The following is a 21,175-nucleotide window of genomic DNA, read 5'->3' as shown; positions in this document are numbered from 1 at the left end:
GCATAGCACCTCACTCGTCAGGGCCCTGGGGTGTCTCCAAGGCGCCCAGGGCCCGTTCGGCGATCCGCCGCAGGTGCGGGACGATCTCGGGCGGCCCGACGAGGGTGTAGTCCAGGCGCAGCGCGGCGATGCGGAAGGCCAGGTACTCGGGGGAGTCCACGGCCGTACGCAACCTGCAGCGGTGCTCGTCGAGCCGTTCCAGGACACCCAGGGAGGCCGGTACACCCTCTGCGGCGCGTTCGATCGGCGCGTGGAGGATCAGCTCGGCGCGGCAGTTGCCCGGCCCGGCGGCCAGCGTGTCGGCCACGTACGCGGTGGCGCTCTGGCCGTCGGGCAGTGCGCGCTCGGGGACGCGGGCGCCGGTGCGGTGCAGGGCGTCGATCCGGTCGATGCGGAAGGTGCGCCAGTCGCCGCGGTCCAGGTCGTAGGCGAGGAGGTACCAGCGCCGGCCGGCGGCCACCAGTCGCTTGGGCTCGGCCAGCCGTCGCGACGGCGCCCCGCGCGCCGGGGCGTAGCCGAAGCGGATCTTCTCGTGGGCGACGCAGGCGGCGGCGAGGGCGGCCAGCAGGTCGGCGTCGGCCCCTTGGACGGGCTGCGGGAGGAAGGTGGCGGCCTCGGCGAGGTGTGACACCCGGCGCCGCAGCCGCGAGGGCAGCACCTGCTCCAGCTTGGCCAGGGCCCGCAGTGAGGTGTCCTCGATGCCGCTGACCGCCGCGGTGGCCGCCGCGCGCAGGCCGATGGCGATGGCCACGGCCTCATCGTCGTCCAGCAGGAGCGGCGGCATGGCGGTTCCGGCGCTCAGCCGGTATCCGCCGATGTTGCCCTGGGTTGCCTGGACGGGGTAGCCCAGCTCCCGCAGGTGCTCGATGTCTCGGCGGATGGTGCGGGGCGTGACACCCAGGCGCTCGGCGAGCTCGGCGCCTGTCCAGTCGCGTGGGGCTTGCAGCAGGGAGAGCAGTTGCAGCAAACGGGCGGCGGGATCTCTCGTACCTCGTGTCTCTTCCGTACTTCGGGGATCTTCCGGTTCGGCTCTCATGCAGTTGACCTTCGCCGCGCTTTAGGACGCCGAGTGACCTATTGAGCCTCTACCGTCGAAGACACCGAGTGAAACACCCCGTTTCCTCCCCATTTCAAGCCGCATTTCAGGCCGTGAGAGAGGAGCCCACCGTGGCCACCAAGGAAATCTTCCAGCGCTTCGTGCCCCTGCTGTACGTGCGGGACAGCCTGGAGGCGATCGCCTTCTACGCCGACGCCTTCGGCGTCGAGGAACTCACCGAGCGCACCATGCTGCTGTCCCAGGTACCCGGCATGGACCAGACCCCTGGCGCGGACCGGACGGTCGTCTACTCCAAGCTCCAGTTCTCCGACGGCAGCGCGCTGGGCGTCGCCGAACTGACCGCCGACGCCACCGCCGGCGGCGACCATGTCATCGGCAACAACATCCACGTCGGCCTGGTCTACGAGGACCCTGCCGAGCAGCGCACGGCCTTCGACAAGCTCGCCCAGGACGGCGAAGTCCTCGAAGCCCTGGAGAACCAGTTCTGGGGTGCCGCCTACGGCGCCGTCCGCGACAAGTACGGCGTCATCTGGGAGACCAACTGCTACCTCCCCCAGGAGGACGGCGATGGCACCGGCACACCCGCCTGACGCGCCGCCGCCGCCGCCCGGCGGGCTGGTCCGGTCACCGCCTACCAGGTGACGGGCAGCGCGGTGACGCCCTGGAACGAGGCGTCACCCGGCGTGCACGACAGCTCCGCAGCCGGAACGGCCAGTCGCAGGCTCGGAAGCCGGGCGAACAACGTCCGCAGGGCGACCTCCAGCTCCAGCCGCGCCAGATGCTGCCCCAGGCACTGATGGACGCCGAACCCGAACGCCAGATGCCGGCGACCGGCGCGGCGCACGTCCACCTCGTCGGGGCGAGGGTGAATCGAGGGGTCACGGTTGAGCACCGCCAGGGGAAACACCACGCCCTCCCCGGCCCTGATCACCGTTCCGCCCGTCTCCACGTCCCGGGTGGCCACCCTCACCAGGCCGTCCAGGGTGGACAGACAGCGCAGCAGCTCTTCCACCGCGGACGGGGAACAGCGACTCATCCGCGCGCAGCGCCGCGAGCTGCCGCGGGTGCTCCAGCAGCATCAGCGCGCCGGTGGCGATCGAGTGGGCGGTCGACTCGTGCCCGGCGATGAGCAGCACCAGCGCCAGCGCCACCAACTCGTCCCGGTCCGGGCCACCGCTCCGGCCGCGCCCATCCACCAGCTCGTCCAGCAATCCGTGATCGCTATGAACCACCTCCTCCCCAGTCCCCTCCCGCCACTTGCTCCGGGACTCCTTCCCGTCCACCAACGCCTCCAGATACGCGCAGAGTTCGACGTACCCGTCCCGCGTCTGCCGGGCCGTTTCCCCGCGCATGAGCCATCGCGTCCGTTCCTCGAAGAAGTCGTGGTCCGCATAGGGCACGCCCAGCAACTGGCAGATGACGGTGGACGACACCGGGAGCGCAAACGCGGAGAGCAGATCGGCCGGCGAGCCTTGGCAGACCATGGCGTCCAGGTGCCGGTCCACCACCCGCTGGACCGTCCCACGCAGCGCGGCGATGCGCCGGACACCGAAGTACGGGATCAGCCGCTGTCGCTGCCGCCGGTGTTCGGGATCGTCGAAGGTCAGCAGCGGCAGGGTCATCCCCCGCAGGTCCGCGAAGCGGGCCGCGAGGGACGGGAAACGCGGATGGGTGCTGTCGGAGGACAGCCGCACGTCGCACAGCAGCCGGCGGGCCTCGGCCTCGCCGGTCACCGCCCACACCACCCGCCCGTCGTAGAGGGCCACCCGCGCCAAGGGGCGCTGCTCCCGCAGTCGTCGATAGCCCTCAGGGGGCTGGTAGGGGCACGTCCGCTCCTGCGGAAAGGTGATGACGTCCGACATATCGGACATGACGAAGCCTCCTTGCCAAGGGAACTGGCATACGGAATGGGCGAACGCCGCCGACGCTATGCGCCCAATAGGTCACCGAACGACCTGCCGGACCTGTCGTCGCCCAGGTATCTCCCGTTCTCAGGAGGCGAGTTCACGCTCCAGCGGCGTGCGGTAGGCCGGGGTGAAGCGTCGCTCCCCGAGGAATGCCGCCATCCGGTCCACCTCGGCCTCGATCGCCGTACGGGCCTCCCGTCCGAGGTCGGCGGCGAGCGGCCGCCAGGCCAGGGCGCCGTCCTTGCGCTGTGCCCAGCTGCCGACGATCCGGCCGTCCCACCACACGGTCGGGCCGATGTTCCCCATCCGGTCGAAGAGCGCCGGGACGTGCTCGGGGTCGAGGTAGAAGCCGCGCTCCCGCCAGCCCATGGGGGTGGGGTCCAGCGCCGGCAGCAACGCGGCTGCTGGAGCGGGCTCGGCGGGCTGCGGCGCTTCGAGGTCCTCGGGCAGCGCGTACCCCGTCCCCTCGTCGAGGGCGACCTCCACCACCCCCGCGGCGGCGAGGGACTTACGGGTCTCGGTGACTGTCCAGCCGGTCCACCACTTCAGGTCGGCGACGGTACCGGGACCGAAGGCGCCCAGCCAGTGCCGGACCAGCTCCGCGCGGGCCAACGGTGCAGGAATATCCGGAAGTTCGGGAGCCAGGGTCCAGGCGTGCTGGTTGCTGGTCCAGCCGCCGCGGCGGCTGCCACGAACGAGGTGGCCGTCGGCGGCCAGGGCGAAGAGCAGGTCGGTGGCGATACTGCGGCGCGACTCGTACCGCTTGCCCGGGGAGACGACCAGCTGCTGGTCCAGCCCCGGGACAGCGGCCGCGAGTTCGGCCGTGGTCGCCTCGTACCGCTCCCGTACGGCCTCCAGGGTGCTGCGGGTGACGTTCTCCAGCCAGGCGGCGTCACCGTAGCCGTTCTCCTCCAGCTGGCGCAGCAGCCCCTTGGTGCGGGCCGCGGCGTTCGGCCGGCCGGCGGCGGCGAGCAGCACAGGCGCCAGGGCGGTGGGAACGACGAAGAGGGTGCAGCGCATCGCCGTCATCCGCAACAGCGTCTCCCGCTGGTACAGCTCGCGCTCGATGGTGTCGTAGCGCGGGTTCTCCAGGCGGGCGGCGGCCGAGAGGTAGACCGTGGCGGCGTCGGTGGCGTGCAGGGCCAGCACCGACTCGGCCACCTCCCGGGTGGTTGCCGACCGCCGGCCGGGGCCGGGCAGGTGGCGGCGGACCAGGCGGGTGCGGCGCTGGGCGTCGGTGATGCGGGGGACGGCACTCATGAGGAATTCTCAGGGGACTCGGGGGCCGGTGGGGATGTCCTGGTCCGCTGCGGCGGGTGCGGGCAGGTTCGGGTTCGGGGTGAGGACGCGGCGCAGGATGTCTTCGACCTCGGCCCGGGTGGGTGGTGTGGTGCCGGCCAGCCCGCGCAGGGTCAGACCATTGGTGGCCACGGCCGCGGCGCGGGCGGTGAGCGGGTCGACGTACGGCAGGAGCGCGTTGACGCTCAGCTCGATGAACCGGTCGGCGATCGGGCGCAGCGTGGGCCGACGCAGAGCGGCCAGATACAGCTCGAACTCCACAACCTGGATGTCGCGTTGAGGCCCGAAGGAGCCCATGAGGGCGTCGGTCAGCAGCACGATGAGCTGCTCCGGGGTGAGCTCGGGGCGCTGGGCCACCCAGTCGGCGAGGTAGGCGGCGTAGCGATCGACGGACCGCTGGAGGGCCGCCTGGATGAGGTCGTCCTTGGTCGCGAAGTGGTACGTCGTCGCGCCGAGCGGGACACCGGCCTGCTCGGCGACCGCCCGGTGGGTCAGCCCCTCGATACCGCGCTCGGCGATGACCTTCTCGGTGGCGGTGGTGATCTCCGCTATCCGCCGCTTGGGGTCGTACCGCCGCTTCGCGGCGCTCTGCCCTGCCATGACCGTATCCCTCCCGGGAGCTCACATGCCTGCGATGAATGCTTGAGTGAAGCAACTTATGTACGAAGGTATCAATCTTTCCGCGAGGACGCCCTCGCGGAATGCCGGTTCATCGAACGATCTCCGTCAACCTGCCGCCTTGGTCGTGTCCTGTTCGCCACGCAGCGCTATTGGGGCAGGTGGAAGGTTGATCATCTGGGTGCGTTTGCTCTCTTTGCTGACATCGCTAGACAGAAGTGCTGTACGTATGTGCTAATTGAGGAGCAGGGTGTCCTAGCGTCTCCACGGACCTGGGAGCGCAGAGTCCACGGGGCTCCCTTGAGCCCGCTGCGGGCCCGCCTCGCCAGCCGTCGCAGGCGGTATGGCATCGCCGCCCTTCCCTCTCGACCTGGCCTTCGACGACGCCCAGGCCGCCGAAGAACGCCTGCTGGAACTGGGCGGCCACCAAGCCCGCCCACCAGCCCAGCGGAGCGCACTGGACCGTCCTGCTGGACCCCTCCGGCCGGTCCTTCTGCCTCAACAGCACCCCACAGAGCGCCTGACCACACCACACCTCTCCTGCCGACCGGAGCCCCCCTTGATGAACATCGCCCCCTGCCTGGCCGTGAAAGACCCCCTCGCCACCGCGGCCTTCTACCAGAAGCTCGGCTTCGGTGTCCTCGACACCGGCCCCCTCGACCCCGAACACCCCCTACTGATCATCACCCATGAGGGCAAACCCGGCCTGATGATCCAGACCGACACCAGCCTCCGCGAACTGCTGCCCACCATGCAGCCCACCAACGGCTGCTCCGGCATCCACTACTTCACCACGGCCGACTTCGACACGACCGTGGCGCGCATCCGCCCCCACGTCGAGGTCGTCAAGGACGCCGTCCCCAACTATGACCGCACCGGCCGCGAGTTCTTCTTCCGCGACCCCGACGGCTACATCCTCGGCATCTTCGGCCCCGACGACATCAACCAGATCCGCACCCACTACACCCAGCACGAAGGACAGTGACCCCTCATGCGCACCCCCGCCATCTCCGCCTGCCTCGGCGTCAACGACCTCGACGCGACCATCGCCTACTACGAGAAGCTCGGCTTCCAGGCCCTCCCCGCCCCGCCCGGCGCCTGCATCCGCGTCCTCACCTACGGCGGTGAGTTCGCGTTCATGCTCCAGCAGACCGACCTGCTCGGCATCTGGCTGCCGCCCCTGAAGGACACCCCGCCCGGCTGCTGCGGCATGCACTACCTCGCCGTCGACGACTTCGACGCCTGGGTCGCCGAGCACCGCGACCACATCGACGTCGTCAAGGGCCCGGTCGACGCCGGAGGCGGCCATGTGGCGCTCTACTTCCGCGACCTCAACGGCTACCTCATCGGCGTCACCCAGAAGACCCAGCACTGACCACCCAGCCCGAATACCCCTATCCATTCCATTCATCGCACGGAGTCACTCATGAAGATCGCAGTCCTCGGCACCGGAGGCGGCGGCCGCGCCCACGCCGCCAAGCTCCTCGAACTCGGCCATGACGTCCACGTCGGCACCCGCGACCCCGAGGCCACCCTGGCCCGCACCGAACCCGACATGATGGGCAACCCGCCCTACCGGCAGTTCCTCGCCGACCACCCCGGCATCCACCTGCACGCCTTCGCCGAGGCCGCGGCCGCCGCCGAACTCGTCATCAACGGCATCGACGGCGCCAACGCCCTCAAGGCCCTCACCGCCATCGCCGACCAACTCGCCGACAAGACCCTCATCGACTACGCCGTCCCCTACCTCTACGGCGCCCAGATGGAACACCCCTGGCCCACCCCCTTCGGCACCATGCCCAAGCTCGACCCCTGCGACACCGACAGCCTCGCCGAGCAGATCCAGCGCGCCCTGCCGGACGTGAAGGTGGTCAAGTCCTTCGTCACCCAGGAACAGGACACCGTCGTCAACCCCGAGGCCATCGCCGGCGGCGACCACACCATGTTCGTCGCTGGCGACGACGCCGAGGCGAAGAAGACCGTCACCGAACTGCTGGACTCCTACGGCTGGACCGACGTCCTCGACCTCGGCGACCTCGTCGCCGCCCGCGGCATGGAGATGTACGCCCACATGCACGGCGCCATCGGCATGGCCCTCGGCATGGGCAACCACTTCGGCGTCAAGATCGTCCGCCGCTGACCGCCGACAACGGCAGCAGCCGCTGCCGGGAGCCCACCTTCCGGCCGGCTGACAAGTGGGTCCGGCCCCACCCTCCCGCAAGTGGGTCTGGCCCCACTCTCCCGTATGCCCAGGCCCATACCGCGCTGCCCATGTGATCCCTAACGTCGGTACCACGTCCAGACGACACCAGGGGAGAGGAAGCGAACGACATGGGTACCGTCAGCCACACCGAGGCCGGGGCCGGCCGCGTCAGCCAGCCGGGCATTCAGGAGGCCTTCGCCAAGGCGAGGAAGTTCATCGCGCTCTACGGAGTGATAGCCGCCGCGGTCCTCGCCGTGGTCGTCATCAGGGAGAACAGCGGCCACGCGGCGACCGGGTTCATGTGGGGCCGGGCATGTGGTGTGCTCGCGAGCGCTCTGGTCGCCCTCTGGCTCACCGGCCGGGCCTCGCGGGGATCGCGGGCGGCCTATCTGCGCGTGCGTTTCATCGCGAGCATCGCGCCGGTCGCGATCATCGTCATCGACAGCATTCCCGGTGTTCTTCCGGCGTGGTTCATCGCGATGCAGATCTTGGCCGCCCTCGCCCTCGTCCCGGCCGCTTTCCTCGTCAACCGATCCGAAGTGCGGGCCGCCTTCCCCAAGAAGGCACGCTGAGAAGTCACGAAGAAGGCACGCTGAGAAGTACGCCGGCCCGGTTCTGCCCGCTGTGGCTCGAAGGCTGTGATCGGTGTTGTTACGATCGAAGTCAAGGTGTTGGGCAAAGGGCCCGCGTTGTGCAGTGTGAAGTTTGGGGTTGGGGATGACGGTTGGTCGAGTGATCCGGTTCGATGGGATGCGCGGTTACGGCTTCATCGCGCCGGACCACGGTGGGGACGATGTCTTCTTGCACGTGAACGACTTGCTCATTCCTGAGTCGTCCGTGCACTCAGGCCTGGCGGTGGAGTTCGAGGTCGAGGACGGCGATCGCGGTCTGAAGGCCTCCGAGGTCAGGTTCGCCCACGAGGCCGAGGGCCCGTCGGTGCGGACCGCCGTGCCCGGGTCGCGGAAGCTCGCGGGGGCAGTGGCCCCGGCGGCATTCTCGGCGTCCGGGGACGGCCAGGAACCGATGTGTGACGTGCTCAGCTCGGTGGAGTACACGCGTGAGGTGACCGAGCTTCTGCTGACCTCCGTTCCGGAGCTGACGGGGCAGCAGGTTCTCGCCGTACGCAAGCATCTGACGCTCCTCGGCAAGCGGCACGGCTGGATCGAGGACTGACCGGGCGCACGGCCGACACGGACGACACGGGCAATACGGACGACGCACGAGTCCGCGGAGACCCGTAGAGATCCGCGGAGAGCGGACGTGGTGGGCGGTCATGCTTGCACACATTGTTGGACTTGGACTGGACTTGGACTAGGCCCTCCGTGCGGTGACTCGGACCGGCGGCGAGGGTGGGGAGGATGTCATGACTACCGAGACGCTTGAGTTTCAGGCTGAAACTCGGCAACTTCTGCAGTTGATGGTTCATTCGATCTACTCGAACAAGGACATCTTCCTGCGGGAACTGATCTCCAACGCCTCTGACGCCTTGGACAAACGGCGCCTCGCCGGTCTCACCGACGACCGTCTCAGGACCGACGACGAGCTTCGTATCGACATCGAGGCCGACCCGGAGTCCCGCACGCTGACCGTGCGGGACAACGGCATCGGTATGTCGCGCGACGAGGTCGTGGGACTCATCGGCACCATCGCCAGGTCCGGTACGGCCGAGATGCTGCGCGAGCTCCGGGAGAGCAAGGAATCGGCCGAGCTGATCGGCCAGTTCGGCGTCGGTTTCTACTCGACCTTCATGGTGGCCGACCGCGTGACCCTGCTCACGCGCAAGGCCGGCGAGGAGACGGGCACGCGCTGGCAGTCGGACGGCGACGGCACGTACACGATGGAGACCGTCGAGGACGTGCGCGAGGGCACAGCGGTGACCGTCCACCTGCGTCCCGAGGACGAGGAGGACGCGCTCTACGACTACACGGACGAACGGAAGATCCGGGAGATCGTCAAGCGGTACTCCGACTTCATCTCGTTCCCCGTCAAGTTGGGGGAAGACACCCTCAACTCGATGAAGGCGCTGTGGGCGCGGCCGCGATCCGAGGTCAAGGACGAGGAGTACGGGGAGTTCTACCGGCACATCAGCCACGACTGGACCGACCCGCTGGAGACCATCCAGATGCGGGCGGAGGGCACCTTCGAGTACGAGGCTCTGCTCTTCCTTCCGGCACGTGCCCCGCACGACCTCTTCCAGCGCGACGGACGCCACGGAATCCAGCTGTACGTCAAGCGCGTGTTCATCATGGAGGACAGCCGCGAGCTGCTGCCCGACCATCTCCGCTTCGTCAAGGGAGTGGTGGACGCCGCCGATCTGTCGCTGAACATCTCCCGTGAGATCCTCCAGCAGGACCGGCACATCCAGCTGATCCGTCGCCGGCTCGCGAAGAAGGTCCTGTCGGCCGTCAAGGACCTCATGAAGAACGACGCGGAGAAGTACCGTTCGTTCTGGCGCGAGTTCGGGCCCGTGGTCAAGGAGGGCCTGCTGAGCGCGGCCGAGGACCACAAGGCGATTCTCGACGTCGCGTCGTTCGCCTCCACCGCCACCGACGAGCCCACCAGTCTGGCCGACTACGTCGCCCGGATGAAGGACGGCCAGGACAAGATCTACTTCATGACAGGCGAAAGCCGCGCACAGGTCGAGAACTCGCCGCACATGGAGGCGTTCAAGGCCAAGGAGTACGAGGTCCTGCTCCTCACCGACCCGGTGGACGAGATCTGGGTCGAGGCGGTGCAGGAGTACGACGGCAAGGAGTTCCAGTCCGCCGCGCGGGGCAGTGTCGACCTGCCCTCCGACGAGGAGCTGTCCGAGGAGAAGACCGGCGAGTACGCACCGCTGCTGACGTGGCTGGGCGAGACGCTCGACGAGGTGAAGGACGTGCGGCTGACGTCCCGCCTGACCAGCTCACCGGCGTGTCTGGTCAATGACGCCGACGGCATCACGCCGGCGCTGGAGAAGATGTACAAGGCGATGGGCCAGGCGACCCCGCCGGTCAAGCGCATCCTTGAGCTGAACCCCGAGCACCCGCTGGTCAGCGGGCTGCGGGGTGCGTACGAGCAGCGCGCCGCCGACGCCGCCGATGCCGACGGGGATCTGGCCGAGACGGCCGAGCTGCTGTACGGCACCGCCCTCCTCGCGGAAGGGGGCGACCTGGCCGACCCGGCCCGCTTCGCCAAGCTGCTCGCCGACCGCCTCGCCAGGACGGTGTGACCGGCGGTCCGGCGGAGGACGACCGAGGAGGACCGAGGGCCCCGCACCTGCCGTGACCGGCGGTGCGGGGCCGTCTCTCTGAGGACGTCTCCTTGGGAACGCGCACTGCCTTGGGGACGCGCCACTTCCTCGGCCACGGGGCGTTTCCCTCGCCCTCACTGATCGTGCTGTGCGCCGGCGCTGAGATAGGTGAGGACGGCCCGGACCCGGCGATTGGTGTCGTCGTCGGCGGCAACGCCGAGCTTGGCGAAGATGGTGGTCGTGTACTTGCTGATGGCGCCCTCGCTGAGGAACAACCGGCCCGCGATCGCCGAGTTGGACAGGCCCTCGGCCATCAGCGCGAGCACCGAGCGCTCCCGCTCGGTCAGCGTGGCGAGCGGATCGGCGCGCCTCGGCCGGCCGAGCAGTTTCGCGACGACCGCCGGGTCGAGTGCGGTACCGCCTTCGGCGACGCGGCTCACCGCGTCCATGAACTGGTCGGCGTCCAGGACGCGGTCCTTGAGCTGGTAGCCGACGCCGCCGTGCCCGTCGGCGAGGAGTTCGCGCGCATAGAGCTGTTGCACGTGCTGCGAGAGGATGAGCACGGGCAGCCCCGGCACCTCCCGGCGGGCGGCGAGCGCGGCCTGCAGCCCTTCGTCGGAGAGTGTCGGCGGCAGGCGGACGTCGACGATCGCCACATCCGGCCGTGTGCTGAGCAGCGCCTCGAGCGTGGCGGGACCTGTGCCGACCGCCGCGACCACCGAGTGCCCGTACGCCTCGACGAGGCGGACCAGTCCGTCGCGCAGCAGGAAAAGATCTTCGGCTATGACAATGCGCATGGTACCGCCACGGTGATGCGGGTAGGGCCCCCGGCCGGACTGTTGATGTCCACGCTACCGCCGAACGCCCTCGTCCGGCGCTCGATCCCACTCAGCCCGGATCCCGCCGACGCGGCCGCTCCGCCGATCCCGTCGTCGGTCACGGTCGCCGTCAACTGCCCCGCCGCATAGCGGAGTTCGGCTGTCACTGCGGTGGCATGGGCGTGCTTGGCCACATTTGTCAGCAGTTCCGCGACGGCGAAGTAGACCGCCGACTCGACCGGACGCTCGGGGCGGGAGGGCACGGCGCTGTGCACGGTCACCTCGACGGGAGCGTCGAGCGCCAGGTCCCGGACGGCGTCCACCAGGCCGCGCTCGGTGAGCACGGGCGGGTTGATCCCGCGGACCAGCGAGCGCAGTTCGGCGAGTGCGGCGGCCGACGAGGCACGGGCCTCGGCGAGGATCGCCTTCGCGGCGTCGGGATCGGCGTCGACGAGCCGTTCGGCCGCCTGCATCGACATCCCCATGGCGACCAGCCGGGCCTGCGCTCCGTCGTGCAGGCCCCGTTCGATGCGCTCCAGTTCGGCCGCCTGGGTCTGGGTCAGGTCCGCCCGTACGGCTTCGAGCTCCGCCACCCGCTCACCGAGCCGCGAGCCAGGTACCGGTCCGAGAAACCGCGTGGCGAGCGGGCCGAAGACCGTCCATGCGAACGGGGCGGCGGCCAGGCCGGCGACGATCCCGGCGACGCCGAATCCGAGAAGACCCGGCGTCAGCGTCAGGTATACGCCGCCGACGAGCCCGAGCCACGGCAGGGCCGCGACCGGCAGCACGGTCACCGAGGCGACCACGGCCCACAGCCCCTCCCAGTACAGCTGCGGATCGTGGAATCGGGCGTGCACCTTGGCCCGGCGGCGCGCTTCCCGCTCGGACCGGTGGTATTCGTGGCCGTCCCACCAGTACCCCGTGGTCATGCGGGTGACCGGGGGAACGGGACGGTAGGCCTCCTCGATCCGCACGCCGAGCCAGCGCTTCGCGCAGCGGCGTACGGCCTGGCTGAGCTTCCGCCCGGCCAGCATGTGCGCGATCCAGGCGGCCACGGCGATCCACACCATCACCACCAGCGCCTCTCCGAGGCCCGCCAGTACCCGGACCACCAGGGGCGCGGTCGACCCCGCGGACCAGGAAGAGGCCAGCCGCCGGCCGCCGAGCCCGACGGCCACGGCAACCGCCGGCACCACACCGGTGAGCGCGGCCAGCACCGCGGACCGGTACAGCCCGAGCGCGCTCTCGATCCACCAGCGCAACGGGCCGCCTCGGAGGCGGGGAGGGCGCGGCACGGGGAACGCCATGGCTTCTTCTCCTCATCCAGTCCCTGGGCAACACCGGAGAAGGTACGGTCGGCCGCCTTGTGCCCAGTATCCCGCTATGCCCCGTGGGCGGTGGGTCCAGGCCCACCCTCGATGCGTCTTCTGTGCGCCTCGATACTGCCGGCGAAGTCCTGCCAGACGGCGGCGCACTCCCGGGAGACCAGCCAGAGCATGTCGAGGTGGTAGGGAGGAAGGCTCTCCACCAGCTCCCGCCGCTGGGCGGGGGAGACGGGCTGGGAGGCGAGCAGCCGCAGCAGCTTCCGCCCCGCCTCCGTGGAGCGCAGTGACGGATCCTTGCCCAGCGAGTGCAACGCCCGCTGGACGCTGATGTTGGCATGGACGTTATTACCGGGCGTCGTCCCCGGCCGCCGGTGTTCCTGGGACTTCTCGTGCGAGGAGCGCGGCCGGGCCGCCGGGACCGGGTGTTCCCCACGGCGTAACCGGTCCCGTACGTCCCGTACCGTCCCCGGCGAGATCCCGGCCGCCCGGGCGGCCGCCCGCAGCGACGCTTCCGGGTTGGCGGTGAGGTACTCCGCCGCGAGCAGGCGGCCCCGTTCGCTGTTCACCGGCCGGACCCGGCCGTCGCGCCCGACCCGGGCGGCGGGCTGCGGCGCGTCCTTGGCGACGCGACGGCGTAACTCGGCCACGGTGCGCGCGGACAGCCCGACGGCGGAGGCTATGGCCCGGTCCGAGCGGTGGGGCTGGGCCTCGAGCAACCGTGCCGCGGCTTGCCCCCGTTCACTCGTGGTCAAGGGAGCCGACGGCGCGGAGGGAGCCGGGGGAGTTGAGGAAGCCGGGTGGTCGCCCGCCGCGCCCGGCGCCGACCGATGTGTCCCCCTTTGTGGACGGCGTGCCGCGCCGCGTGTACCAGGCCGGCGGCCAGGAGCACTGTTCGCTGTCATGTCGGGTTATCTCCGTGCGCCCACCCCGTGATCTTCCGCTTTGATCGTCTCACAGCCGCCCCCGCCCCTGCCCCCGCCCACCGTGCGGCCGGTGGGCGGAGGCGGCTGTGGGCGGAGGTCAGCCCTTCAGGGCCGCCTGCGACAGTTCCATGAGCGTCCGGGCGACGGTGGCCACATGCGGCTCCTTCATGAGGGAGACGTGGTCGCCCGGTACGTCGACGACCTCCAGGTGTCCCCGGGTCCGGTCGCTCCAGCCGTTGCTCGGATCCCGGTACAGCGTCCTCGCCGACTCGTGCATCTCGGTGAGCGCCGCGGGCAGCGGCTCTTCGGCATGGAGCAGGGTGATGTCGAGCTCGGGTGTCCCGGGGCGGTAGTCGAGCGCCGCCTGCCAGTTACTGGCGTAGACGCGGAACAGCCTGCGGACGATCTCCCCGGAGCTGCCCGCCGGGAGGACGCCGAGTTCGACGGCCTGGCGCGCGATCCGCGCGAAGCGCTCGTCCAGGCTGCCGGTACCGTCCGCAGGCTCGGTCAGGGGCGAGTCGTCATCGCGCTTGGCCCACAGCAGTTCCCAGAAGAACCAGCCGAGCAGCGCGTCGTCGGTCGACCGGGCCCGCCGGCCCTCGGGCAGGGCGACGGTGTCCAGCAGGAACGTCTTCACCACGTCCTCGCCCTGGGCCGTCAGCTGACGGGCCATCTCGAAGGCCACGAACCCGCCGAAGGACCAGCCGCCCAGCACGTACGGGCCCTCGGGCCGTACCCGGCGGATCGCTGCGAGGTAGTGCGCGGCGAGTTCGCCGACGCCGGCCAGGGGCTCGGTGCCGGCGTCACCCCCGGGCGCCTGCAGGGCGTAGAAGGGCTGGTCCTTGGGGAGGTGCTCGACGAGTGGCGCGTAGCACAGCACATTGCCGCCCATGGGGTGGACGAAGAACATCGGCGGGCGCGTTCCGCCGGTGCGGAACGGCACCAGCGGATCGAAGGCGGCCGTCCGTGCGCCGCCGTCCCGGAGGAAGCACGCCAGTTCCGCGGCCGTCGGGGACATGATGAAGCGGGACATCGGCACATTCACCCCGGTGCGCTGCTCGATCAGCACGATGAGCCGCATCGCGGTGAGCGAATTGCCCCCCAGGTCGAAGAAGTTGTCGTGCACGCCGACCTCGGGCGTCCGCAGCAGCTCGGCGAGCAGTGCGACGAGCAGCCGCTCGTGTTCGTCGCGCGGCGGGGTGCGGTGGGCCCGTTCGCCGCCGGTCAGCGGTACGGCGCGGAGCGCCGCGTCGTCGCGCTTGCCACTCGGAGTCTTCGGCAGCCGCGGTAGCCACGCGAAATGGGAAGGTACCAGGTAGTCGGGGAGCGATCGCTGGAGCGACGTGCGCAACTCGGCGGTGTCCACCGCCGCTTCGTCGCCGACGAGGAAGGCCGCGAGGAAGGAGTCGATGCCCTCGCGCCGCCGTGCCACGACGGCGACTTCGCGGATTCCGGGGAAGCGGTCGGCCAGCGCGGACACGGCCAGCTCGACCTCGGCCGGTTCGACGCGGTATCCGCGGACCTTGACCTGGGAGTCGGCGCGGCCCAGGCATACCACGTCGCCACCGGGCAGCCGCAGGCCGAGGTCCCCGCTGCGGTAGAGCACGCGGTCCGGTACGCGGTCGGGTGCGTCGCCCGGTGTGCCGCCCGGTGCGCCGTCCAGCGCGTCTTCCGGGTGCGGGACGAAGCGCTCCCGGGTGAGGTCCGGGCGGCCGAGGTAGCCGTCCGAGAGGCAGCTGCCGCCCAGGTAGATCTCGCCCTTGACGCCGTCCGGCACCGGGCGCATCCGGTCGTCGAGCACCAGCACCTCGGCGCCGTCGATCGCCTTGCCGATGGGCGGCAGCGCGGGGAACGCGGCGCTGTCACCGGTCATCGTGAAACTGGTGACGACATGGCTCTCCGTCGGCCCGTACTGGTTCTCCAGCAGTACCCCGGGCAGGGCGTCGCACAGCCGCCGGATCTCCGGGGTGACCCGCAGCTGCTCCCCCGAGGAGATCAGCACCCGCAGCCGTCCCGGGACCAGGCCGAGCGCCTGGGACACCTCGGCGAGCTGCTGGAGGGCGACGTACGGCAGGAAGACCCGGTTGACGCCCTCCTCGTCGAGGAGGCGCAGCAGGGCCGCCATGTCCCGGCGCCGGTCGTCGGTGACGATCCGCAGACTGCCGCCGGAGCACAGCGTGGCGTGGATCTCCTGGAAGGACACGTCGAAGCTGAGCGGGGCGAACTGGAGAGTCCTGCCGCCCGGGGCTCCGCTGGGACGGCCGTTCTGCCAGGTGACCAGGTTCGCCAGCGAGCGGTGCGGCATCGCCACGCCCTTGGGCGCGCCGGTGGAGCCGGAGGTGAAGAGGACGTACGCGGTGTCGGCGGGCTCCGGCCGCCGCCCGCCGTCGACGCCGGCCCCGTCGGCGCCGTGCCCGGCCTGTGGCGGATCCTCGGCGAGGATGTCCTCGGCCAGCAGGGTGCGGGCCCCCTCCGGGGCCAGGCCCGCGTGGGCACGATGGGCGACGATCCGCACCGGTGCGGACTGCTCCACCATCGTCCTGAGCCGGTCCTCGGGGTAGCCGGTGTCCAGCGGTACGCACGCGGCGCCCGCCTGGGCGACGCCGAGCACCACGGCCACGGTCTCCGGAGCCCGGTCCATCGCGACGGCGATCCGGTCGCCCGGCACGGTTCCGCGGGCGCGGAGGTGCCCGGCCACCCGCCGTGCCGCCGCGTCGAGTTCCCGGTACGTCCAGGAACCGCCGTCGAAGGCCAGCGCCACCGCGTCCGGGGTGCGGCGCACCTGCTCCTCGAAGAGGTCCACGACGGTGCGCTGCGGGGAGGCCGGGGCGACCGGGGCGACCGGGGACGCTGGGGAGACCAGGGAGGCCGGGGACGGTGCGGCGGCCCCCGCTGCGGCCCCCACCGCGGTATCCGCTGCGGCGTCCGCGAGGAACCCGAAGTCGATCTGCTCCTCCGGGTGCTGGGTCATCCGGTGGAGGATGCCGGTGAAGGCGGCGCCGAAGAGGTCGGCCTGTTCGGGCGAGAAGGTCTGCCCGTCGTAGTCCACGCGCAGCTGGACGCGGCCGTTCGCCGGGTCGGCGATGGCGTTCACCAGGATGGCGAAGTTGGTCTCCTCCCAGGTCCGGAAGGACCGCAGGCGGATGCCCGGGAGCTGGAGGACCGGGGCCAGGACGTGGAAGTGGACGTAGTTGAACGCGGCGTCGACGGCCGGCCTGCCCAGTGCCTCCTGCACCGAGCTGAGCGGATAGCGGCGGTGCGGGTGGCTCTCCTGCTCCTGGGAGAACGCCTCCCGTGCCACCTCCAGCCAGCTCCGGCCGGAGTGGACGAGCCGGACCGGCATGGTGTTGAGGAACAGGCCGGCGATGCGGTCACCGCCGGGAACCTCGGGACGTCCGTGGGTCACCAGTCCGCAGGCGAAGTCATCGGCGCCGAACTGGCTGCCGAGCGTGAGCTGGTAGGCCGCGAACAGCAGCGATTTCAGCGGAATCCCGTGTGCTGCCACGAGGCGGCGGGCCGCGGCCTCCACCTCCGCGGGGATGTCCACGTACCGGACGATCTGCCCGGTCTCCCGCGGTGCCAAGTGGGCGCGGAATCCCTCGAAATGGGGCACGGTGGTGGACTCCAGCAGCCGCGTCCAGTACGCCCGCGACGCCTCGGACTCCCGGGCGGCGAGCTCCGCCCGCGCGTAGTGGGCGGGCGAGGGCAGCGCGGTCTCGGCCACCGGGTCGGGGTGCAGGCCGAGGTGGTGCGCGTAGTCCTGGAGCAGTTCGCTGAGGAGGGCGGCGACGCTGCCGCCGTCGAGCAGGGAGTGGTGGAAGCTCAGCACCAGCTCGACCGAGGAGGCGCAGACATGGACCTGGAAGCGGCACAGCGGAGCGGCGGTGAAGTCGTAGCGGTGGAAGCGCCGTTCCTCGATGTGCGCGGCGATCTCCTTCTCCGTGCTGTCGGCGTCCCGGTCGCGCAGGTCCGTGACCTCCCACAGGCCGGAGACACCGGAGTGCACGATCTGGAGGGGTTCGGAGAATCCGGACAGGTCGAAGGAGCTGCGCAGCGCCGGGTGGCGCCGGGCGAGCTTCCCGGCCGCGGCCCGGAACGCCTCCTCGTCCCACGCCATCGCGAAGCTGTACCGGAACACGTCGTTGTAGACGGCCGAACTCTCCGACTCCAGGCTGTGGTAGATCAGCCCGAGCTGGAGCCGGCTGAGCGGGTAGGCGTCCGTGCCCCGCGCCACGGCCTTCGCCCGGTCCTCCTCCGCGAGCAGGGCGAAGGGAGCGAGCCCGGCGGGGGCGGCGTCCTCGGCCCCGGCCCCGGCCCCGGTCCCCGTGCCGGCGAGCGCGGCGAGCCCGGCGACGGTGGGCGCCTGCATGAGATCGCTCAGCGAGAAGTGGATGCCCTGTGCCTCCGCCAGTGCGCGCACCCTGAGCATGGTGATCGAATCCCCGCCCAGGGCGAAGTAGTTGTCGTGCACGCCGACCGGGCGGACACCGAGCACCTCCGACCAGATGGCGGCCAGAGCGGACTCGGTCTCGTCGGCCGGGGTGCCGTCGCCGCAGGCCGTGGTGGCCTCGGGCAGGGCCCGGCGGTCGGCCTTGCCGTTCGGGGTCAGCGGGATGCCGTCGATCCGTACGAAGTGCGCGGGCACCATGAACTCCGGCAGCGCCTCGGCGAGATGGGCGCGGAGCGCGTCGTCGTCGAGCTCTCCGTCGGCGACGCAGTAGCCCACCAGGTAGGTGCCGCGCGCGGGGGAGTGACGGTCGATGACCAGGGCGTCCCGTACACCGGGCGCGGTGGCGAGGCGGCTCTGTACCTCGCCCAGCTCGATCCGGTTGCCGCGGACCTTGACCTGCCCGTCGATCCGGCCGAGGTACTCCAGCGTGCCGTCGGCGAGCCAGCGTGCCAGGTCTCCGGTGCGGTACAGCCGCTCCCCGGGGGCGAAGGGATCGTCGGTGTACTTCTCCGCCGTGAGCTCCGGGCGGTCCAGGTAGCCGCGGGCGACCTGGACGCCGCCGATGCACAGCTCGCCCGCGGCACCCGCCGGCTGCAGCCGGTCCTGCGGACTGAGCACATACAGCAGGGTGTTGTCGACGGGCCGCCCGATGGGCACCCGGGTGACCGGCGCTCCCGGGACGGCGGGCAGGTCGTGGTACGAGACGTCGACGGTCGCCTCGGTCGGGCCGTACAGGTTCACCAGGAGCGGGCCCTCGGCCCCGAAGACCCGGTGGAACTGCGCGACGCGGGAGGCCGGCAGCGCCTCACCGCTGCAGAAGACGTGCCGCAGACCGGCCGCGGCCGCGCGCCGACCCGGTGAACTCTCCAGCAGGTCCAGGAACGGACCCAGCATGGAGGGGACGAAGTGCAGGGTCGTCACACCGCACTCGTCGATCGCCCGCACGATCTGCCGCGGGTCCTTCTCCCCGCCGACGGGCAGCAGTGCCACGGCGGCGCCCGTGACACCCCACCAGAACAGCTCCCAGACCGAGACGTCGAAGGAGACCGGGGTCTTCTGGAGGATGACGTCCCGCTCGCCGAGGGGATAGCGGCCCTGCATCCACGCGAGCCGGTTGATCACCGACCGGTGTTCGACCATGACGCCCTTGGGTGTACCGGTGGAACCCGAGGTGTAGATCACATAGGCCAGGTCGCGGGAGGAGGCGGCCGGTTCGAGGGCCGCGTCCGGTCCGGTCAGCAGTGTGCCGACGGGCAGGACGGGGGTGTCGGTGTCCCCGCCGACGCCGACGGGTATCTCGTCGCCCACCAGGACCGCCTTGGCGCCGCAGTCCCGCAGCAGGAACGCGATCCGCGCGCTCGGGTAGCCGGGGTCCACGGGGACATAGGCGGCACCGGACTTGAGCACGCCGAGCAGCGCCGTCAGCAGGTGGGGGCCGCGCCGCAGCATCACGGCGACCCGGTCTCCGGGCACGACGCCGAGCGAGCGGAGCCGCCGGGCCACCTGATTGGCGCGCCGGTCCAACTGCGCGTAGCTGAGCGCCGGTACCGCACCGCAGGCCGCCACGGCCGTGCGGTCCGGGGTCCGGCGCACCTGCTCCTCGAACCGGCCGTGCAGCGTCGCGTCCTGGTCGAACTCCGCCGTGCGGCCGGTGCCCCAGGCCAGCAGTTCGCGCTGCTGGGCGTCGGTGAGGACCGGCAGCCGCCCGGAGGGCAGGTCCGGTGCGTCCAGGCTCGCGCGCAGCAGGGAGAGCACCGCGTCGGCCACACCGGTGATGGGCAGGTGCTCGTCGAAGACGTCCTGCGCATAGCTGAGGTCGACGGAGATGTCGCTGGTGTCCTCGAAGGCCCGGACGACCACGGAGAGCGCGTCGCCCTCGTGCACGGCGCTGATCAGCGCCGTCTCCCGCTGCACACCGGGCAGCGGGGTGGGGCGGGGGAAGCGGAGGTAGGAGACCGTGACGTCGAACAGCCGGCGGGAGCCGGCCAGGCCGGCCGGGAGTTCACGCAGCACGTCGCCCAGGGCGAGCCGTTCGTGCGCCCGCAGTTCGCGGGTCCGGCCGCGGACCCCGGACGCCATCTCGGGCAGCGTCAGTCCGTCCCGTGTGGTGACGCGCAGCGGCAGGGTGTTGGCGTACTGGCCGACGGTACGCAGCTCGGCGTCGGAGTGCCGGTTGAGCATCGGAACGCCCAGCACGACCTCGTCGGTGCGGTGCAGCCGGGCGAGGCAGGCGCCGAAGACGGCGGTCAGGTACGCGTACGGCGAGTGGCCGGCGGCGAGGATGCGGTCCACCAGTGCGCCCTCGACGACGAAGGAGTGCCGGCCACGCGAGCGTTTCTCCGGCTTGGCCGCCGCACGGGGGAACAGGACGGGGCGCACGCCGTCCAGGGCGCTCCGGAAGAAAGCCCGGTCCTCGTCGAACCGGTCCGAGGACCGGTACCGCGCGTCCTCCGCCACCGAGTCGCGGTAATCCGGTGCGGGTGTCTCGTCCGTCTCGTCCGTCTCGTCCGTCGCGTCTGCCTCGTCGAGGGGCTCGACGGCGGTGAGCGCCGCGTAGTCGCGGTTGACCTGGCGGCTGAACTCGTTGAGTGCGTACCCGTCGAGGACGATGTGGTGGGTCCGAACGAAGAGATGGGTGACGGTGTCCGTCTCGCGCAGCAGCGCGGCCTGATAGAGCCTGCCCCGGCGGGCGGTGAAGGCGTCGGCGAACGCGGAGCGCATCCACGCGGCGCAGGCGGCTTCCGGGTCGGCGGCGTCGCGGAGGTCCACCACCTCCACCTCCGGGACCTGGTGCTCCCACCACTGGTAGGGCCGGCCGTCCCGCTCGTCGAACCGCAGGTGGAAGGCGTCGTTGCGCTCCAGGGCCCGCTCCACGCAGGCACGCAGGACGTCCAGGTCCAGGCGGCCGGTGAAACGGTCGTGCAGTCCGCAGTTGAACTGCGGCGAGTCAGGCTGGAGCGAGTCCGCGGCCCATACGTCCCGCTGATACGAATTCAACGGGAGCTGCTTCAACGGAAGCTGCGGCTGAGTGGTCAATGGACTGCCTTTCCGGAGGGGCAGGAGCTGAAGCAGATCAGGCCCTCACTGATAGACCCCCGGCTGAAAGGTTGGGCGGGTCACCGCACACTTCCGAACGCTTCCGGCCGGCGCGGTGGTCACCGCACTCTCGGCTCCGGATTTGCGTGGATGGCGCTCTGGAGGGCCTGCAGTCATTCGTTCTAGTAGTCAACGGAATTTTTGTCCAGCCAGGCCGTGAGCGAGATTCCCTGTTTGTGATGCGCGACACTTTTCGGAATGCGTCGGGAGGGGTGTGCAACTGCCGGAATTAATCATTTGCACACCC

14 protein-coding genes and 1 pseudogene are annotated in these 21,175 nt (G+C 70.7%); 7 read left to right on the top strand and 8 right to left on the bottom strand.

Annotation, left to right across the window (positions count from 1 at the left end; all coding sequences use genetic code 11):
• Positions 1-10 precede the first annotated feature (10 nt).
• Entirely contained in the window at positions 11-1,036 is a 1,026-nt protein-coding gene (locus tag ACFY12_RS20680; RefSeq protein ID WP_390717262.1) for a helix-turn-helix transcriptional regulator, read from the bottom strand.
• Positions 1,037-1,167: 131 nt separating this feature from the next.
• Here ACFY12_RS20680 and ACFY12_RS20675 point away from each other — a divergent pair, with 131 nt between their 5' ends.
• A complete protein-coding gene (locus ACFY12_RS20675) occupies positions 1,168-1,647 on the top strand; it encodes a VOC family protein (protein ID WP_390717261.1) in 480 nt (159 codons plus the stop codon).
• Between the two features lie 41 nt (positions 1,648-1,688).
• On the opposite strand, the pseudogene ACFY12_RS20670 reads toward ACFY12_RS20675, so the two are convergent.
• The 3 genes and pseudogenes from ACFY12_RS20670 to ACFY12_RS20660 form a co-directional block, all read right to left on the bottom strand.
• Positions 1,689-2,919 (bottom strand): annotated as a pseudogene (locus tag ACFY12_RS20670) (cytochrome P450).
• 129 nt (positions 2,920-3,048) lie between these two features.
• On the bottom strand, positions 3,049-4,224 hold the full coding sequence (locus ACFY12_RS20665) for a winged helix DNA-binding domain-containing protein (protein WP_390717260.1): 1,176 nt from the start codon (positions 4,222-4,224) through the stop codon (positions 3,049-3,051).
• Between the two features lie 9 nt (positions 4,225-4,233).
• On the bottom strand, positions 4,234-4,863 hold the full coding sequence (locus tag ACFY12_RS20660; protein WP_390717259.1) for a TetR/AcrR family transcriptional regulator: 630 nt from the start codon (positions 4,861-4,863) through the stop codon (positions 4,234-4,236).
• 361 nt (positions 4,864-5,224) lie between these two features.
• Between ACFY12_RS20660 and ACFY12_RS20655 the strand changes: the two genes are divergently transcribed.
• The 6 genes from ACFY12_RS20655 to htpG all read left to right on the top strand — a co-directional run bounded on the left by ACFY12_RS20655 (position 5,225) and on the right by htpG (position 10,295).
• Positions 5,225-5,866 carry a VOC family protein gene (locus ACFY12_RS20655; protein ID WP_390717258.1) on the top strand — a complete coding sequence of 214 codons (642 nt, stop codon included), beginning with the start codon at positions 5,225-5,227 and terminating at the stop codon, positions 5,864-5,866.
• A 6-nt stretch (positions 5,867-5,872) separates the two neighbouring features.
• Positions 5,873-6,256: a VOC family protein gene (locus ACFY12_RS20650; RefSeq protein ID WP_390717257.1), complete on the top strand. Its 384-nt coding sequence runs from the start codon at positions 5,873-5,875 to the stop codon at positions 6,254-6,256.
• A gap of 51 nt (positions 6,257-6,307) precedes the next feature.
• Positions 6,308-7,021, top strand: coding sequence for an NADPH-dependent F420 reductase (locus ACFY12_RS20645; protein ID WP_390717256.1), 714 nt, complete (start codon positions 6,308-6,310; stop codon positions 7,019-7,021).
• A 191-nt stretch (positions 7,022-7,212) separates the two neighbouring features.
• Entirely contained in the window at positions 7,213-7,656 is a 444-nt protein-coding gene (locus tag ACFY12_RS20640; RefSeq protein WP_390717255.1) for a hypothetical protein, read from the top strand.
• A gap of 145 nt (positions 7,657-7,801) precedes the next feature.
• Complete coding sequence (locus ACFY12_RS20635) at positions 7,802-8,257, top strand: cold-shock protein (protein ID WP_390717254.1); 456 nt, start codon at positions 7,802-7,804, stop codon at positions 8,255-8,257.
• Positions 8,258-8,447: 190 nt separating this feature from the next.
• A complete protein-coding gene (gene htpG / locus ACFY12_RS20630) occupies positions 8,448-10,295 on the top strand; it encodes a molecular chaperone HtpG (RefSeq protein ID WP_390717253.1) in 1,848 nt (615 codons plus the stop codon).
• Positions 10,296-10,450: 155 nt separating this feature from the next.
• Here htpG and ACFY12_RS20625 read toward each other — a convergent pair whose 3' ends face one another.
• The 4 genes from ACFY12_RS20625 to ACFY12_RS20610 all read right to left on the bottom strand — a co-directional run bounded on the left by ACFY12_RS20625 (position 10,451) and on the right by ACFY12_RS20610 (position 20,829).
• Complete coding sequence (locus ACFY12_RS20625; protein WP_390717252.1) at positions 10,451-11,113, bottom strand: LuxR C-terminal-related transcriptional regulator; 663 nt, start codon at positions 11,111-11,113, stop codon at positions 10,451-10,453.
• Positions 11,098-12,441, bottom strand: a complete 1,344-nt coding sequence (locus ACFY12_RS20620) for a sensor histidine kinase (RefSeq protein WP_390717251.1) — start codon at positions 12,439-12,441, stop codon at positions 11,098-11,100. Before ACFY12_RS20620 ends, ACFY12_RS20625 begins: the two co-directional genes overlap by 16 nt.
• Positions 12,442-12,515: 74 nt before the next feature.
• Positions 12,516-13,211, bottom strand: coding sequence for a hypothetical protein (locus tag ACFY12_RS20615; protein ID WP_390717250.1), 696 nt, complete (start codon positions 13,209-13,211; stop codon positions 12,516-12,518).
• A 268-nt stretch (positions 13,212-13,479) separates the two neighbouring features.
• Positions 13,480-20,829 (bottom strand): amino acid adenylation domain-containing protein, encoded by a 7,350-nt coding sequence (locus ACFY12_RS20610; protein ID WP_390717249.1) that lies wholly within the window; start codon positions 20,827-20,829, stop codon positions 13,480-13,482.
• Positions 20,830-21,175 lie beyond the last annotated feature (346 nt).

This window comes from Streptomyces sp. NPDC001339 (genome assembly GCF_042895955.1).
Taxonomy (GTDB): Bacteria; Actinomycetota; Actinomycetes; order Streptomycetales; family Streptomycetaceae; genus Streptomyces.
Note: the sequence above shows the minus strand (reverse complement) of the source record. Positions and strands in the feature narration are given on the sequence as shown.